Genomic DNA, 15,107 nt, shown 5'->3' on the forward strand with positions numbered 1-15,107 from the left:
CACATTTCAGTTCGGCGTTTGGTTAACGATCACGGTGCAGGTGATGCCCGCCGCCAACAAAACGCCTTCCGGCACTTCATCAATGTGAATTCGCACAGGCACGCGCTGGGCCAGGCGCACCCAGTTGAAGGTCGGGTTCACGTCGGCGATCAGCTCGCGGCTCTCGGGGTTGTCACGGTCGTAGATGCCTCGGGAGATGCTTTCTACGTGGCCCTTCAACGTCTCGCCGCTCATCAACTGCATATCGGCTTTGTCACCGACGTTCACATGGGGCAGCTTGGTTTCTTCGAAGAAGCCATAGACCCAGAACGAGTTCATATCCACCACGGCCAGCTTGGCTTCACCGATGCGCGCGTAGTCGCCACGATGCACGTTGAGGTTAGTGACGTAGCCATCCACCGCCGCCACGACCTGGGTGCGTTTCAAGTTGAGTTCGGCCGCTTCGAGTTGTGCCAGCGCGTGCTGGTAATCCGCCAGGGCCGAGTCGGCGATGTTGCTGGCGTCATCGCGGTTTTCCTTGGAAATCACCAAGGCGTCGAGGTCGGCGCGGCGGTGGGCGTTGACCTTGCGCATCTCCCAGGTGGCTTTGCGCGAGGCCACCAACGATTGCGCTTGCTTGACCGCAATGCGGTAGTGCTCGGGGTCGATCTGCATCAGCAGGTCGCCCTTTTTGACCAATTGGTTATCGCGCACGGGCACGTCGACCACTTCGCCGGTAACGTCCGCCGCGACGTTGATGATGTCGGCGCGTACCCGGCCGTCGCGGGTCCATGGCGTTTCCATGTAGTGCACCCACAACGTGCGGCCAATCCAGATCGCCAAAGCCAATACCAGCAGGGTCGCAAGCAGGCTGAAAAACTTTTTCATCGGGGCATTCTCAACGGTAGACGGTCAGCGCCAGGGCGCCGAACAGGCAAACGAACAGGCTCAGGCGCAGCAACGCCGGGTGCCAGAAAAAACGGTACAGGTCGAAGCCGGCCAAGAAGCGGTCCAGCGCCCACGCCAGGCCTGCAGCGATCAGGAACATCAAGGTCATCGTCGGCATGTAGAGGCCGTGGAACGCGATTTCACGGGGCATGGGGGGATCCTTTAAGGGCCGCCAGCGGCGATTGCGGGTCGAGCAACGAGGTGCGGATAAAGTGCAGGTAGCTCTTCACCCGGCGCAGCGCCGAGGTGTCGAAGTGTGGGGCGAAGGGTTCGTCGGTGGCCTGCACGCGGCTGATCGCGTGGTCGACGGCGATCAGGCCGCGCTCCAGATTGCTCGCGCTGGGTTGCAGGAACAGCCGCACCAGCGAGCGGCCCATCACGCGGATCGCCTGGCGCCACGGCTGGGACTCGGCATACGCCGGGTGCACTGGCAGGATCGCTTGTTCCTTGCGCAACTCGATGATCGCGTGACCGACTTCCAGCACAACAAACATCCAGCGCAGCAAATCACGTTGTACCTGCGGCTGACCGACGGCGAGGCCATAGGCTTGGTGCAACAGGTCACGGGTGCGGCTTTCAAAACTCGACGCCAAACCCTTGAGCTTGCCGCTGATCGCGTACACCACCTGCTCGCGCAAATCCTGCTCCAGGCGGCGCCACAGCCAGCGGCTGTTGGGCGGCAGGATGATCGCGCCGGCGGCCGCACACACCAGCATGCCGATGATCATGGCGATGTAGTCGTTGATGAAGGTATAGGGGTTGTAAACCGTGAGATTGTCCGGCACCGAGCCCGTGCTGAAGAAAATCAGCAGGCCCACGCCAACGCCTGCGTACTGCGGGCGTGAGGCGAGGAAAGCACCGAGGATGATCACCGGCGCGAGCATCACGCACAGCAGCGGGAAGCCGTCGATCCACGGGAACACGAAGAACATTTCGACAAAGCCCACCAACGCGCCGATCAAGGTGCCGCAGGCCATCTGGAACGCCATGCGTTTCGGGTTGGGCGTGGCGGCTGACAGGCCGACGGTAGCGGCGGCAATCAGGGTCATGGTGGCGCCGCTGGGCCAGGCGGTCGCCACCCAATAACTGCCGAGCACGATCAGGATAAACGACGCACGAATCCCCGAAGCGGCGCAGGCCAGCCAGTTGGTTTTCGGCGTGTAGGCTTCGTCCCAGTCTTCCCGCGCATGGCTGTGGTCGGCCAGTGAGGCATGGGTTTGCGCGTAGTTGTGCAGGTCGTCGACGAAGCGGTAAAGCAACTCGTAGGCGGTATGGAAATCCAGTTGCTCGGCCTCAGTGGGCTCACCTTCCTGGAAGGCCGTGCGCAGGCTGCGTACCTTGGCCGGCAGGCCGTCTTTGTAGGCCGACAGTTGGTTGACGAGGCGTGCCGCATCGGGGCTGGTTAATGCGCGACCGGAGAACCCATCGAGCACTTCGGCAAGGTCCTGCAGGCCGGGCTTGATCGCCGCCGCCACGTGATCCGCAGCATCCGTGCGCAGCCGTTCGAGCAACTGGTGCAAGGCATTGAAGCGCGTGGTGATGCTCATGAATTCGCTGTTGAGGCGACTGAGCCGGCCATTGCGCCGGCGCATATGCGGGTCTTCGAACACGGTAACGCTGCGCAGCCCTTCCAGGCCCACGGCTTCGGCGATGAAGCGCACGTTGCTGGCCTCGAAGCCTTCACGCTGGCTGCGCCCGCGTAAGCCATCGGTGACGAACTGCGCGAACACCCCGAAGCGCTGATACAAGGCATTGCGCATGGCGGCGCTGGAGGTCTGCGGCAGAATCGCAGCGCTCACCAGCGTGGAGCAGATAATTCCCAGGGAGATTTCCAGTACTCGCCAAACGGCCGCCATAAAGGCGCCATCCGGATGGGCCAGCGCCGGTAGGCCAACCATCGCCGCCGTATAACCGGCCAGCACAAACCCATAGGCACGGAAGTTACGGTTGCGCGTCGCACCGGCGGTGCAGATGCCGACCCAGATCGCCAAGGCGCCCAGAAACAGTTCGGTGTTTTGCGCAAACAAGGCGATCAACAACACCATCACCGCCGAGCCCGTCAGGGTGCCAAGGAAGCGGTAAAAGCTCTTGGCGAACACCTGGCCGCTCTGCGGCTGCATCACGATAAACACGGTGATCATCGCGGTGCGCGGTTGCGGCAACTCCAGGCGCATGGCCAGCCACAGAGTGAGGAACGCGGCGATCAACACCTTGAAGATGTACACCCAGGTCACGCCGTCGCTGCGTGCCCAGTCGAAAAAACCACGGCGCCACTCAAGGGAATGCAGCCAGCGCAGCGGTGCAGGCAAGGGAGTCATTACAACCTACTCAGTGATCGAATACGGCGAGGGCCGCCGGGGTTTTGCTCGGGAGGGTCTTGGCGTCCTGCGGTGCGTCCTTGCCTGCTTCGAGGCCACCGCCCAGGGCGGTCACCAGTTCGGCGTGTGCGCTCAAACGCGCGGCCTGGACCTGCTGCTCGATCTGTTGCTGGCGAAACAACAGGGTCTGGGCGTTGAGCACATTGAGGTAATCGGTGAGGCCGCGCTGGTAGGCGATCATCGCGATGTCATAGGTTTTCTGCGCCGAGGCCACCGATTGCGCGGCGAATCCTTGTTGCTTGTCCATGGATTCTCGGCGGATCAACTGGTCGCTGATGCCCTTGAGCGCATTGATCAGGGTCTGGTTGTAACGAGCAACGGCGATGTCGTAACCGGCGCTGGCTTCACCCAACTCGGCACGCAAGCGGCCGCCGTCGAAGATCGGCAAGGTGATCGCCGGACCGACGTTGTAGTTGAATTTCTTGCCCGCCAGAAACTCCAGCATGCCGCCACCGGTGGCCATGTAGCCGAGGCTGCCGACCAGATCCACGTTGGGATAAAAACCCGCGTGAGCCACATCGATGCCACGGGCCTGGGCCGCCACTTGCCAACGGCTGGCGACCACATCCGGGCGCTGGCCGAGCAACTGCGCAGGCAGGGTGGACGGCAGTTTCAGTGGCGCGGCAAGGGACAGGCTCGGCCGTTGCAACTGCGCGCCCTCCCCCGGGCCTTTACCCGCCAAGGCCGCCAGTTGGTTACGGCTCAGGGCGATTTCTTCGTCGAGGGCGTCCAGTTGGCGGTGGGTTTCCGGCAGCGGGGTTTCGGCCTGGCTTACATCGAAGTGGGTGCCGATCCCGGCATCAAGGCGTTTGTTGGCCAGGTCGAGGATCTGCTGTTGCTGGGCCAACGTAGCGGCGACGATATCGCGGTTGGCGTAGTGCAACGACAGCTGGATATAGGCGCGCACCACGTTGTTCTGCAATTCCAACTGGGCCTGGCGCGCCTCGGCAGCGCTCATGTGCGCCAGGTCGACGGCACGCTCGGTGGCGTTGCTTTCGCGGCCCCACAGATCGAGGGCGTAGCTCAGGCCCAAGGATGAGTTGTTATCCCAGGTATTGGCGCCGCTCAGTTCGCCGGGGCCGTAGAACTGATCCTTGGGCCAGTTGTGGCGCTTGAGGGTGGTGTCGCTGTTGACCTGCAACGACTCGGCCGACTCGGCAACCCCGGCCATCGCCCGCGCTTCTCGCACCCGCGCGGCGGCGATGGCCATGCTCGGGCTGCTGTGCGTGGCGAGTTCGACCCAATGGTTAAGTTGCGGGTCGCCGTAGGCTTGCCACCATTGTGCGGTGGGCCAATGGGCGTCCTGGGCGGCGCTCTGGATCGCTTCGTCGGTGGCCAGGGTATTGGCGTTCAACGCGTGGCCTTGGGGGGCGATTCCTCCGGTTCCGATGCAGCCGCTGATTGCTAACGATAAGGCCCAAACACTGAGAGTCTTCAGCTCTCTGCTGATGCGACGCGGCACGGCAAGCGAATTCCTGAGGTGGTGATGCGGGGAAGGTGGCGCAATTCTAGGGGGCGGGAGGAATGGCGATAAGCTGGCATTCCTGTGAATCTTTGTTACCGTTCAAGCGATAATCCGTTGGTAGGGATCACTGGACGGCGTAACTTTCTGTCACAATTTGTTATCTCCCCTGAGAACACTCCATGGACACTTTGCAAAACATGCGCGCCTTCAGTTGCGTGGCCGAAGCCGGCAGCTTCACCGCCGCTGCCGCCCAACTGGACACCACCACGGCCAACGTCTCGCGCGCGGTCTCCAATCTGGAGGCCCATCTGCAAACCCGCTTGCTCAACCGCACCACCCGGCGCATTGCCCTTACCGAAGCAGGTAAACGCTACCTACTGCGCTGCGAACAGATCCTGGCCTACGTCGAAGAAGCCGAGGCCGAAGCCAGCGACGCCCATGCGCGCCCCGCCGGACAGTTGAAAGTGCACACCATGACCGGTATCGGCCAGCACTTCGTAATCGACGCCATTGCCCGCTACCGCCGCACCCACCCGGACGTGACCTTCGACCTGACCCTGGCCAACCGCGTGCCGGACCTGTTGGACGAGGGCTATGACGTGTCCATCGTGCTGGCCAGCGAACTGCCGGATTCAGGCTTCGTCTCCCAACGCCTGGGCATCACCTACAGCATCGCCTGCGCCTCGCCCGACTACGTCAAGGCCAAGGGCTGTGCACAGCGCCCCCAGGACTTGCTCAACCATGCCTGCCTGCGCCTGGTCAGCCCAGTGATTCAGTTGGACAAGTGGACCTTCAACGGCCCCGAAGGCCAGGAAAGCGTGGCGATCAACACCTCGCCGTTTCTGGTGAACTCGGCGGACGCGATGAAAACCGCGATCACCAGCGGCATGGGCGTAGGCCTGTTGCCGGTGTATGCGGCCATTGAAGGCCTGCGTAATGGCACCTTGGTGCGGGTCATGCCCACCTACCGTTCCCAGGAGCTGAACCTGTACGCCATCTACCCCTCGCGCCAGTACCTGGATGCGAAGATCAAGACCTGGGTGGAATACCTGCGCGGTTCGTTGCCGGAGATTCTGGCGGCGCATCAGGCGGAGCTGGTGGCGTACGAGTTGAGTGGCAGCCTGAGCGGTGCGCGCCTGGCGAACTGATTGCTACCAGGCGATACAGGTCAAATGTGGGAGGGGGCTTGCTCCCGATGGCAGTGGATCGGTCAATACATCTGGCGACTGACGCACCGCTATCGGGAGCAAGCCCCCTCCTACATGTTTCCCTGCCCACTTTAGGTCTGCCGTGTCCTGACAACAGTGGCAAGGAATGTTAGCTTGCTTGGCATTCTTCCGTAGTCGATGAGCCCGCCTGCTATGAAAAAGACTGTCCTCGCCTTCAGCCGCGTCACCCCAGCCATGATCGAACGCCTGCAACAGGATTTCGAGGTGATCGCGCCAAATCCAAAGCTGGGCGACATCAATGCGCAGTTCAATGAAGCCCTGCCCCACGCCCACGGTTTGATCGGCGTGGGTCGCAAGTTGGGCCGTGCGCAGCTCGAAGGCGCGAGCAAACTGGAGGTGGTGTCCAGCGTGTCAGTGGGCTACGACAACTACGACGTGCCGTACTTCAACGAGCGCGGGATCATGCTCACCAACACCCCTGACGTACTCACCGAAAGCACCGCCGACCTGGCGTTCGCCCTGCTGATGAGCAGCGCGCGCCGAGTGGCAGAGCTGGACGCCTGGACCAAGGCCGGTCAGTGGAAAGCCAGCGTCGGCGCGCCGTTGTTTGGCTGTGATGTACACGGCAAGACCCTGGGCATCGTCGGCATGGGCAATATCGGCGCGGCCGTGGCCCGTCGCGGGCGCCTGGGCTTCAACATGCCGATTCTGTACAGCGGTAACAGCCGCAAGCTGGAGCTGGAACAGGAGTTGGGCGCGCAATTCCGCAGCCTGGACCAGTTGCTGGCCGAGGCGGATTTTGTCTGCCTGGTGGTGCCGCTGAGCGACAAGACCCGTCACCTGATCAGCACGCGCGAGCTGGGGCTGATGAAATCCAGCGCGATTCTGATCAACATCTCCCGTGGCCCGGTGGTCGACGAACCGGCGCTGATCCAGGCCCTGCAGGACCAGACCATTCGCGGCGCCGGGCTGGATGTGTATGAGCAGGAGCCACTGGCGCAGTCGCCGTTGTTCCAATTGAGCAACGCGGTGACCCTGCCGCATATCGGCTCGGCAACCAATGAAACCCGTGAGGCCATGGCCAACCGCGCGTTGGACAACCTGCGCAGTGCTCTGCTGGGCGAGCGTCCGCAGGATTTGGTGAACCCGCAGGTCTGGAAGGGCTGATGTTAAGGGCCCTGATCGCGCCTACAGTTTCCAGCGGCTGGGTCGATAACCTTTCATAGATCGTCATCCCTGATCCACAGAAGGTTTTTATGTCCACCACCAAAGCCCGCGCAGACTCACTCTCACTTCTGCTCTTTACCTTGCGCAGCGGCAAGCTGATGGCCATCAACCTGCTGAAAGTCAGCGAAATCATTCCCTGCCCGCCGCTGACCAAACTGCCGGAGTCTCATCCGAACGTTAAAGGCATCGCCACCCTGCGCGGTGCCTCGCTGTCGGTGATCGACCTGAGCCGCGCCCTGGGCGAACGGCCCTTGGAAGACCCGAACGGCGGCTGCCTGATTGTCACTGACGTGAGCCGTTCCAAACAGGGTTTGCATGTGCAGGCGGTGAGCAAGATCGTGCACTGCCTGACGACCGACATCCGCCCGCCACCCTACGGCTCCGGCGGCAACCGTGCGTTTATCACTGGGGTGACTCAGGTGGAAGGCGGCCTGGTGCAGGTGCTGGACATTGAAAAAGTCATCCACGGCATCGCGCCGGCACCGATTGAAGCGGCGCCCACCGACTTGACCATGGAAGAAGCCGAAGTGCTCGGCAATGCACGGATTCTGGTGGTGGATGACAGCCAGGTAGCCCTGCAGCAGTCGGTTCATACCCTGCGCAACCTCGGCCTGACCTGCCACACCGCGCGCAGCGCCAAGGAAGCCATTGATGTGCTGCTGGAACTGCAAGGTACCGCCGCGCAGATCAATGTCGTGGTGTCGGACATTGAGATGTCCGAGATGGACGGTTACGCCCTGACCCGCACCCTGCGTGAAACGCCAGACTTCCAGCATCTGTACGTTTTGCTGCACACCTCCCTGGACAGCGCGATGAACAGCGAAAAAGCGCGCCTGGCCGGCGCCAACGCGGTACTGACCAAGTTCTCATCCCCCGAACTGACCAAATGCCTGGTGGTGGCTGCGCAAACCGTGGCGCAACAGGGTCTGTAATCGGTGACGGCGTATTACCAACTGCTGCGCCGCGACCTCACTGCCGGCCTGCCCGCGCCACAATGGACGGCCGGGACCGTGCTGGACCATTACCGTGACGCGTTGGCCCCAGCGATTCACGCCGTACTGCGCATGACCCAGGATCAGGGCGGTGGTCGTGTCGCCAACCTCGATGAATGGCGGCAACAGTTCGTCACCGATGCCGAATTCGACCCCACGCTGTGCCTGGTCGCCAGCAACGCCGACGGTATCCTCGGCGTAGCCCAGTGCTGGACCAGCGCCTTCATCAAGAACCTCTCCATACATCCTTGCGCTCAAGGCCAGGGGCTGGGCCGCGCGTTATTGCTGCACACCTTCCAGGTGTTCAAGCAACGTGGTGAACCCTATGTGGACCTCAAGGTACTGGAAAGCAACCTACGCGCCCGGCAGCTGTACGAGAGCGCGGGTATGGTGTTTGTACTGCGCGATGTGGTCGAAGAGGACTGACAGACGCTGGCGCATAACTTGCTTCCAGAGAATCGTACCGGTGGAAAGAGGTAAAAACCCGTCACCGTAACTGCGTGCCCTCTGACCTAGCCTGGTGACAGATCCGCCATGAACACCCATTTTTCCTGCGTCGGTTGCGGTAAATGCTGCACCGACCACCACGTCCCCCTGACCCTCGCCGAAGCCCGTATGTGGGCGGCGGACGGCGGTAACGTCATTGTTCTGGTAGAGGGATTCCTCGGTAGCGGACTGGGCCTGCCCCAACAGCAACGCGAGCACGCCGAACGCCGTTCGGTGGTGGTGCCCAGCGGCAACACCGAAGCATTTGTGGCAATCACGTTTGCCGCCTACAACGCCGGGCGCTGCCGGAATCTTGACGAAGACAACCTGTGTCGCATCTATGAGCGTCGACCGTTGGTCTGCCGCATCTACCCGATGGAGATCAACCCGCATATCCCGCTCAACCCTGCCGCCAAGGATTGCCCGCCAGAATCCTGGGAACAGGGCCCGGCGTTGATCATCGGCGGCGAACTGATGGACCAGGAACTCGGGGCGCTGATCCAGCGTTCGCGCCAGGCAGACCGCGATGACGTGCAGACCAAGGAAGCGGTGTGCGCCTTGCTGGGCATTCGCACCACAGCGCTCAAGGGGGATGGGTTTACCGCGTACTTGCCGGACATGGGCGCATTTGCCCAGGCGATTGAGTTGGCAATTGATCAGCCGTCCGTGGCCAATGAGTGGGTGTTTCATGTGTCCGGGCTGGACATCGCCGAACAGGTGCTGGACGCCGGGGCGCAGATTGCTACCGAGGTGCCGGCCAACTACGCGTTTATTTCGTTGCGGGCTGCATAGTCTCTTTATCGACCCCAAAAGCGCTCATGGCGCAGCGTCTAACCGGTAATGCCGGATTATCCGCTGATACTCACCATTCTGTTTCAGCTGTTCGAGGGCGCAGTTGAGTTCCTTGCGCAGTGCGGTGTCGGGCTTACGCACCGCAATCGCCACGCCATCCCCCAGCAATGCGGCCGAAATGGGCGGGCCCAGGAAGTCGAAATCCCGACCTTCGTCGGTGTCGAGCAAGGCTTCGCGAATTTCTACGGTGCCTTGCAGGGTCGCGTCGATTTCGCCGGCTATCAGACTGCGGACCAAATCATTATTGAGCCAGAAGCTCTTGACGATGACGCCCCTGTGCGCCCACTTCGTACGGGCAAACGCTTCACGATTGCTCCCCAGCAATACGCCAACCCGCTTGCCCTTGAGCGACTTAACATGGGGCAGCAGGCCTGATGTGCTACGGCCCACCAGCCGGGTGGTAAAGGGATAGAGGTTATCGGTGAAGCTTACCCAACGCCGCCGTTCCGACGTAGGCGCCATCCCCATGATCGCGTCGAATTTTCTGGCTTCAAGGGAGAGGAAGTCTTCGACAACCACTTGGTCGACCCAAACGCAGCGCGCATTCAACTGCACGCACAGGGCATTGCCCAACTCGATATTGAGGCCAACCAACTGCCCTTGCGGGTCGCGGCTCTGGAAGGGGGGGAATTGCGCAGCAACGGCGAAGCGGATTTCGCGACGCGTTTGATCATCGGCCGCAAGGGCATCAGCCGAAAACAACAGGGCAAGCACTACACAGATGTGTATCAGGGCCAAGGGAAACGTCCTTTTCCGGAAAGACCAGCGTCGCCTCGCTCCCCCCATGAACCTCGGGGGCAGAGCAAAGGCTGTGCAAGCTTTCAAGAAACGGCAGTGGACCTACAATCAGAAAGATCAGCAGAAGCTGTAGGCAACAATCGACACAATGTGCCGCTTGTTAACCTCAGCGTTTACCCATCGAACGACGGGTGCCCGGCGGCGCCATGCCCGGTGACTTGGTGTGGCCGTTTTTGGCACCGTTCTTGTACCAAGGCTGGGCGGCATTCTTGGCCCCAGCCAGCTCACCCGGCTTGAACGGAAACTTAAACGCCGGGATCTCGGCTTTTTCAACGCCTTCAGCGCTGGCCGGATCGACGATGTCGGTCGCGTCAACAGGGGGTTGTGTCGGGGAAGTCATGGAAGCTCCGGAGCGTGCAGAAAATGATGCGGGGCCGGCTTGCGGGCCACACTGGCGCGCAGTATACCTGCGCGCCTGAGATCTTTAACCACCGCCTGTACGAATGGTCGGAGTTTGCTGACAGCGCTGTCAGTTAGCAGTCACCCTGCTGACCGGGTTGAAGGGCTATAAAGATCACTCACTCTCCCCATCCTTTGCCCCGGCGCCTCACCCATGCAGATTCAACGAAAAACCGCCCTGATTGTGGGTGTCCTCGTGGTCGTAGCGATTGCAGCCTGGGCGCTGACCCGGCCGGCCAAGACCAAGCTGGCAGTACCGACCGCGATCCCGGTCCGGGTGGTGAGCGTGGTGCAACAGGATATCCCGCGTTTTGTCAGCGGCATTGGCACGGTGTTATCGCTGCACAGCGTGGTGATTCGCCCGCAAGTCGACGGCATCCTGACCCAATTGCTGGTCAAGGAAGGCCAACGGGTCAAGGTCGGCGACCTGCTGGCGACCATTGATGACCGCTCGATTCGCGCCAGTCTCGACCAGGCCAAGGCGCAGTTGGGCGAGAGCCAGGCGCAACTGCAGGTAGCGCTGGTCAACCTCAAGCGCTACAAGGAGTTGAGTATCGACGACGGCGTGTCCAAGCAGACCTATGACCAGCAACAAGCTCTGGTCAACCAGCTCAAGGCCACCGCCCAAGGCAACCAGGCCGCAATCGATTCGGCCCAGGTCCAGCTTTCCTACACCCAGATCCGCTCCCCCGTCAGTGGCCGCGTCGGTATTCGTAACGTGGACGCGGGCAATTTCCTGCGCACCAGTGATACCCAGGGCCTGTTCTCAGTGACCCAGATCGACCCGATTGCCGTTGAGTTCTCGCTGCCGCAGCAGATGCTGCCGACCCTGCAAGGCCTGATCGCCGCGCCTGCCCCGGCGAGTGTCGACGCCTATCTGGGCGCTGACACCGACGGCCAGACCGGCGACTTGCTCGGTGAAGGCCATTTGAGCCTGATCGACAACCAGATCAGCTCCACCACCGGCACACTGCGCGCCAAGGCTGAGTTCAGCAACGCCTCCCAGCGCCTGTGGCCGGGGCAACTGGTGACCATCAAAATCCAGACCGCCCTCGACAAAAATGCCCTGGTGGTGCCGCCGACCGTGGTGCAACGCGGCCTGGATTCGCACTTCGTGTACCGGGTCAAGGGGGACAAGGTTGAGGTGGTGCCGGTGCAGGTCACCTATCAAAACAGCGACGTGAACATCATCACGGGTGTGCAAGCCGGTGACGTGCTGGTCAGTGATGGCCAGTCGCGACTCAAGGCCGGTGCTCAGGTGGAGGTGCTCAAAGAGCCACCGCAAGTGATCCAGACCGTCGATGCCAAGGTGCAGCCATGAGCCGCTCGCCTTCAGCCTGGTGCGTCGACCACCCGGTCGCCACCCTGCTGCTGACCTTCGCCCTGGTACTGCTCGGGATGATTGCCTTCCCTCGCCTGGCCATCGCCCCACTGCCGGAAGCGGAATTTCCGACGATCCAGGTCACCGCACAATTGCCCGGCGCCAGCCCGGACACCATGGCCTCATCGGTGGCCACACCGTTGGAAGTGCAATTCAGTGCCATCCCCGGCATGACCCAGATGACCTCCAGCAGTGCCCTGGGCTCAAGCCTGCTGACCCTGCAATTCACACTCGACAAGAGCATCGACACCGCCGCCCAGGAAGTACAGGCGGCGATCAACACCGCGTCGGGCAAGCTGCCCAGCGACATGCCGAGCCTGCCGACCTGGAAAAAGGTCAACCCGGCGGACAGCCCGGTACTGATCCTCAGCGTCAGCTCCGACAGCATGCCGAGCACCGAGCTGAGTGACTACGTGGAAACCCTGCTGGCGCGGCAGATCAGCCAGATTGACGGTGTGGGCCAGATCAACATCACCGGCCAGCAACGCCCGGCGATACGCGTCCAGGCCTCGCCTGACAAACTCGCCGCCATCGGCCTCACCCTGGCCGATGTGCGCCTGGCAATCCAGCAATCGAGCCTCAATCTGGCCAAGGGCGCGATCTATGGGGAAAACAGCGTGTCGACCTTGTCGACCAACGACCAGCTGTTTCACCCGGAGGACTACGCCCAACTGATCGTTTCCTACAAGGACGGTGCACCGGTTCAACTGCGCGATATCGCCAAAGTCATCAACGGTTCGGAAAACGCCTACGTGCAAGCCTGGTCCGGTGATACACCCGGCGTAAACCTGGTGATCTCGCGCCAGCCCGGCGCAAACATCGTCGAAACCGTGGACCGCATCCAGGCTGAACTGCCGCGCCTGCAAGGCATGTTGCCGGCGTCGGTGCAGGTCAGCGTACTGACCGACCGCACCAAGACCATCCGCGCCTCGCTGCATGAGGTGGAAGTGACGCTGCTGATCGCCATCCTGCTGGTGGTGGCGGTGATGGCGTTGTTCCTGCGCCAGTTGTCGGCGACGCTGATTGTGTCCAGCGTGCTCGGCGTGTCGCTGGTCGCCAGTTTCGCGGTGATGTACCTGATGGGGTTCAGCCTGAACAACCTGACCCTGGTGGCGATTGTCATCAGCGTTGGCTTCGTGGTGGATGACGCCATCGTGGTGGTGGAAAACATCCACCGCCATCTGGAAGCGGGCCTCGACAAACGCGAAGCGGCCATCAAGGGCGCTGGGGAGATCGGCTTTACGGTGGTGTCCATCAGCTTCTCGCTGGTGGCGGCGTTTATTCCGCTGCTGTTCATGGGTGGCGTGGTCGGGCGCTTGTTCAAGGAGTTCGCGCTGACGGCGACGGCGACCATCCTGATTTCGGTGGTGGTCTCGTTGACCCTGGCGCCAACCTTGGCCGCGCTGTTCATGCGCGCCCCGACCCACCCCGCCCACGACAAACCCGGCTTCAGCGAACGCCTGCTGGCCGGATACTCGCGCAACCTGCGCCGCGCACTGGCCCATCAACGCACCATGGCCGCCATTTTTGTGGTGACCCTGGCCCTGGCCGTGGTCGGCTACGTGTTTATCCCCAAGGGCTTCTTTCCGGTACAGGACACCGGCTTTGTGCTCGGCACCAGCGAAGCGGCGGCCGATGTGTCGTACCCGGACATGGTCGCCAAGCACAAAGCCTTGGCCGAGATCGTCAAGGATGACCCGGCAGTGCAGGCGTTTTCCCATTCGGTGGGCGTGACGGGCAGCAACCAGACTATCGCCAACGGGCGCTTCTGGATCGCCCTGAAAGACCGGGGTGATCGAGATGTTTCGGCCAGCCAGTTCATCGACCGCATCCGCCCGAAACTGGCCAAAGTGCCGGGCATCGTGCTGTACCTCCGTGCCGGCCAGGACATCAACCTCAGCTCCGGCCCCAGCCGTGCCCAGTACCAATACGTGCTCAAGAGCAACGACGGCCCGACGCTCAACACCTGGACCCAGCGCCTCACCGAAAAACTGCGTGCCAACCCGGCGTTTCGCGACCTGTCCAACGACCTGCAACTGGGCGGCAGCATCACCCACATCAGCATCGATCGTCAGGCGGCCGCACGCTTTGGCCTGAACGCGACCGATGTCGACCAGGCGCTGTATGACGCCTTCGGCCAGCGCCAGATCAACGAGTTCCAGACCGAGATCAACCAGTACCAGGTGGTGCTGGAACTGGACACCCAACAACGGGGCAAGGCCGAGAGTCTGAACTACTTCTACCTGCGCTCGCCGCTGACCAATGAAATGGTGCCGCTGTCGGCACTGGCCAAGGTCGACCCGCCCACCGTGGGGCCGTTGTCCATCAGCCATGACGGCATGTTCCCGGCTGCCAACCTGTCGTTCAACCTGGCGCCCGGCGTGGCGTTGGGTGATGCGGTCGTCATGCTCAACCAGGCCAAGAATGAAATCGGCATGCCGACGACCATCATCGGCAACTTCCAGGGCGCGGCACAGGCGTTCCAAAGCTCGCTGGCCAGCCAGCCGTGGCTGATCCTTGCGGCGCTGGTGGCGGTCTACATCATCCTTGGGGTGCTGTATGAGAGCTTCGTGCACCCGCTGACGATTATTTCCACCTTGCCCTCGGCCGGCTTGGGCGCGTTGATCATGTTGTGGTTAATGGGGCAGGACTTTTCGATCATGGCGTTGATCGGCCTGGTGCTGTTGATCGGCATCGTGAAGAAGAACGGCATCCTGATGATCGACTTCGCCCTGGAGGCCCAGCGCGTGCGCGGGCTACCGCCGGAAGAAGCGATCTACGAAGCCTGCGTGACGCGGTTCCGCCCGATCATCATGACGACACTCGCCGCCCTGCTCGGCGCGGTGCCGCTGATGGTCGGCAGCGGACCGGGTGCAGAAATGCGCCAGCCGCTGGGGATAGCCGTGGTCGGCGGCCTGCTGGTGAGCCAGGCGCTGACGCTGTTCACCACGCCGGTCATATACTTGTACCTTGAGCGTTTTTTCCACCGGCCCAAACCAGCTGCCGAGCTGGCGACCACACACTGAGGCGGGT

Annotated in this window: 13 protein-coding genes; 7 read left to right on the forward strand and 6 right to left on the reverse strand. The window is 62.1% G+C overall.

Annotated features, from left to right (window positions below; all coding sequences use genetic code 11):
• Nucleotides 1-6 precede the first annotated feature (6 nt).
• Genes G9Q84_RS02010 through G9Q84_RS02025 form a run of 4 tightly spaced genes read right to left on the reverse strand, consistent with a single transcriptional unit; the run spans nt 7 to nt 4,767 of the window.
• Nucleotides 7-867: an efflux RND transporter periplasmic adaptor subunit gene (locus G9Q84_RS02010; RefSeq protein WP_122680340.1), complete on the reverse strand. Its 861-nt coding sequence runs from the start codon at nt 865-867 to the stop codon at nt 7-9.
• Between the two features lie 10 nt (nt 868-877).
• Nucleotides 878-1,078 carry a DUF1656 domain-containing protein gene (locus tag G9Q84_RS02015; protein WP_032886341.1) on the reverse strand — a complete coding sequence of 67 codons (201 nt, stop codon included), beginning with the start codon at nt 1,076-1,078 and terminating at the stop codon, nt 878-880.
• Nucleotides 1,068-3,245 carry an FUSC family protein gene (locus G9Q84_RS02020; RefSeq protein ID WP_032886340.1) on the reverse strand — a complete coding sequence of 726 codons (2,178 nt, stop codon included), beginning with the start codon at nt 3,243-3,245 and terminating at the stop codon, nt 1,068-1,070. The genes G9Q84_RS02015 and G9Q84_RS02020 overlap by 11 nt, the downstream gene beginning before the upstream one ends.
• Before the next feature lie 10 nt (nt 3,246-3,255).
• The gene (locus tag G9Q84_RS02025; RefSeq protein ID WP_179179504.1) at nt 3,256-4,767 is read right to left on the reverse strand and encodes an efflux transporter outer membrane subunit; all 1,512 of its coding nucleotides are present in this window, start codon (nt 4,765-4,767) and stop codon (nt 3,256-3,258) included.
• Nucleotides 4,768-4,949: 182 nt separating this feature from the next.
• Between G9Q84_RS02025 and G9Q84_RS02030 the strand changes: the two genes are divergently transcribed.
• The 5 genes from G9Q84_RS02030 to G9Q84_RS02050 all read left to right on the forward strand — a co-directional run bounded on the left by G9Q84_RS02030 (nt 4,950) and on the right by G9Q84_RS02050 (nt 9,436).
• Nucleotides 4,950-5,918: a LysR family transcriptional regulator gene (locus G9Q84_RS02030; RefSeq protein WP_027604744.1), complete on the forward strand. Its 969-nt coding sequence runs from the start codon at nt 4,950-4,952 to the stop codon at nt 5,916-5,918.
• 213 nt (nt 5,919-6,131) lie between these two features.
• Nucleotides 6,132-7,106, forward strand: coding sequence for a 2-hydroxyacid dehydrogenase (locus tag G9Q84_RS02035; protein WP_032886485.1), 975 nt, complete (start codon nt 6,132-6,134; stop codon nt 7,104-7,106).
• A gap of 89 nt (nt 7,107-7,195) precedes the next feature.
• Nucleotides 7,196-8,098: a chemotaxis protein CheV gene (locus G9Q84_RS02040; RefSeq protein WP_032886338.1), complete on the forward strand. Its 903-nt coding sequence runs from the start codon at nt 7,196-7,198 to the stop codon at nt 8,096-8,098.
• A gap of 3 nt (nt 8,099-8,101) precedes the next feature.
• On the forward strand, nt 8,102-8,584 hold the full coding sequence (locus G9Q84_RS02045; protein ID WP_181642822.1) for a GNAT family N-acetyltransferase: 483 nt from the start codon (nt 8,102-8,104) through the stop codon (nt 8,582-8,584).
• 108 nt (nt 8,585-8,692) lie between these two features.
• Nucleotides 8,693-9,436, forward strand: a complete 744-nt coding sequence (locus tag G9Q84_RS02050) for a YkgJ family cysteine cluster protein (RefSeq protein WP_095183874.1) — start codon at nt 8,693-8,695, stop codon at nt 9,434-9,436.
• 24 nt (nt 9,437-9,460) lie between these two features.
• Here G9Q84_RS02050 and G9Q84_RS02055 read toward each other — a convergent pair whose 3' ends face one another.
• Both G9Q84_RS02055 and G9Q84_RS02060 read right to left on the reverse strand, forming a co-directional pair.
• Nucleotides 9,461-10,234 carry a transporter substrate-binding domain-containing protein gene (locus G9Q84_RS02055; protein WP_095183873.1) on the reverse strand — a complete coding sequence of 258 codons (774 nt, stop codon included), beginning with the start codon at nt 10,232-10,234 and terminating at the stop codon, nt 9,461-9,463.
• Nucleotides 10,235-10,400: 166 nt separating this feature from the next.
• Nucleotides 10,401-10,634, reverse strand: coding sequence for a hypothetical protein (locus G9Q84_RS02060; RefSeq protein ID WP_032886334.1), 234 nt, complete (start codon nt 10,632-10,634; stop codon nt 10,401-10,403).
• A 213-nt stretch (nt 10,635-10,847) separates the two neighbouring features.
• Here G9Q84_RS02060 and G9Q84_RS02065 point away from each other — a divergent pair, with 213 nt between their 5' ends.
• Together G9Q84_RS02065 and G9Q84_RS02070 are read left to right on the forward strand one after the other, a co-directional pair.
• Nucleotides 10,848-12,014 (forward strand): efflux RND transporter periplasmic adaptor subunit, encoded by a 1,167-nt coding sequence (locus G9Q84_RS02065; protein WP_032886333.1) that lies wholly within the window; start codon nt 10,848-10,850, stop codon nt 12,012-12,014.
• A complete protein-coding gene (locus G9Q84_RS02070; RefSeq protein WP_181642823.1) occupies nt 12,011-15,100 on the forward strand; it encodes a multidrug efflux RND transporter permease subunit in 3,090 nt (1,029 codons plus the stop codon). Before G9Q84_RS02065 ends, G9Q84_RS02070 begins: the two co-directional genes overlap by 4 nt.
• The last annotated feature ends 7 nt before the right edge of the window (nt 15,101-15,107 follow it).

This window comes from Pseudomonas sivasensis (assembly GCF_013778505.1).
GTDB classification, from domain to species: domain Bacteria; phylum Pseudomonadota; class Gammaproteobacteria; order Pseudomonadales; family Pseudomonadaceae; genus Aquipseudomonas; species Aquipseudomonas sivasensis.

Excerpts from the sequence above, each read along its gene's own strand:
- G9Q84_RS02010 (WP_122680340.1), bottom strand. The coding sequence starts at position 867 with ATGAAAAAGTTTTTCAGCCTGCTTGCGACCCTGCTGGTATTGGCTTTG.
- G9Q84_RS02015 (WP_032886341.1), bottom strand. The coding sequence starts at position 1,078 with ATGCCCCGTGAAATCGCGTTCCACGGCCTCTACATGCCGACGATGACC.
- G9Q84_RS02020 (WP_032886340.1), bottom strand. The coding sequence starts at position 3,245 with ATGACTCCCTTGCCTGCACCGCTGCGCTGGCTGCATTCCCTTGAGTGG.
- G9Q84_RS02030 (WP_027604744.1), top strand. The coding sequence starts at position 4,950 with ATGGACACTTTGCAAAACATGCGCGCCTTCAGTTGCGTGGCCGAAGCC.
- G9Q84_RS02035 (WP_032886485.1), top strand. The coding sequence starts at position 6,132 with ATGAAAAAGACTGTCCTCGCCTTCAGCCGCGTCACCCCAGCCATGATC.
- G9Q84_RS02040 (WP_032886338.1), top strand. The coding sequence starts at position 7,196 with ATGTCCACCACCAAAGCCCGCGCAGACTCACTCTCACTTCTGCTCTTT.
- G9Q84_RS02050 (WP_095183874.1), top strand. The coding sequence starts at position 8,693 with ATGAACACCCATTTTTCCTGCGTCGGTTGCGGTAAATGCTGCACCGAC.
- G9Q84_RS02060 (WP_032886334.1), bottom strand. The coding sequence starts at position 10,634 with ATGACTTCCCCGACACAACCCCCTGTTGACGCGACCGACATCGTCGAT.
- G9Q84_RS02065 (WP_032886333.1), top strand. The coding sequence starts at position 10,848 with ATGCAGATTCAACGAAAAACCGCCCTGATTGTGGGTGTCCTCGTGGTC.
- G9Q84_RS02070 (WP_181642823.1), top strand. The coding sequence starts at position 12,011 with ATGAGCCGCTCGCCTTCAGCCTGGTGCGTCGACCACCCGGTCGCCACC.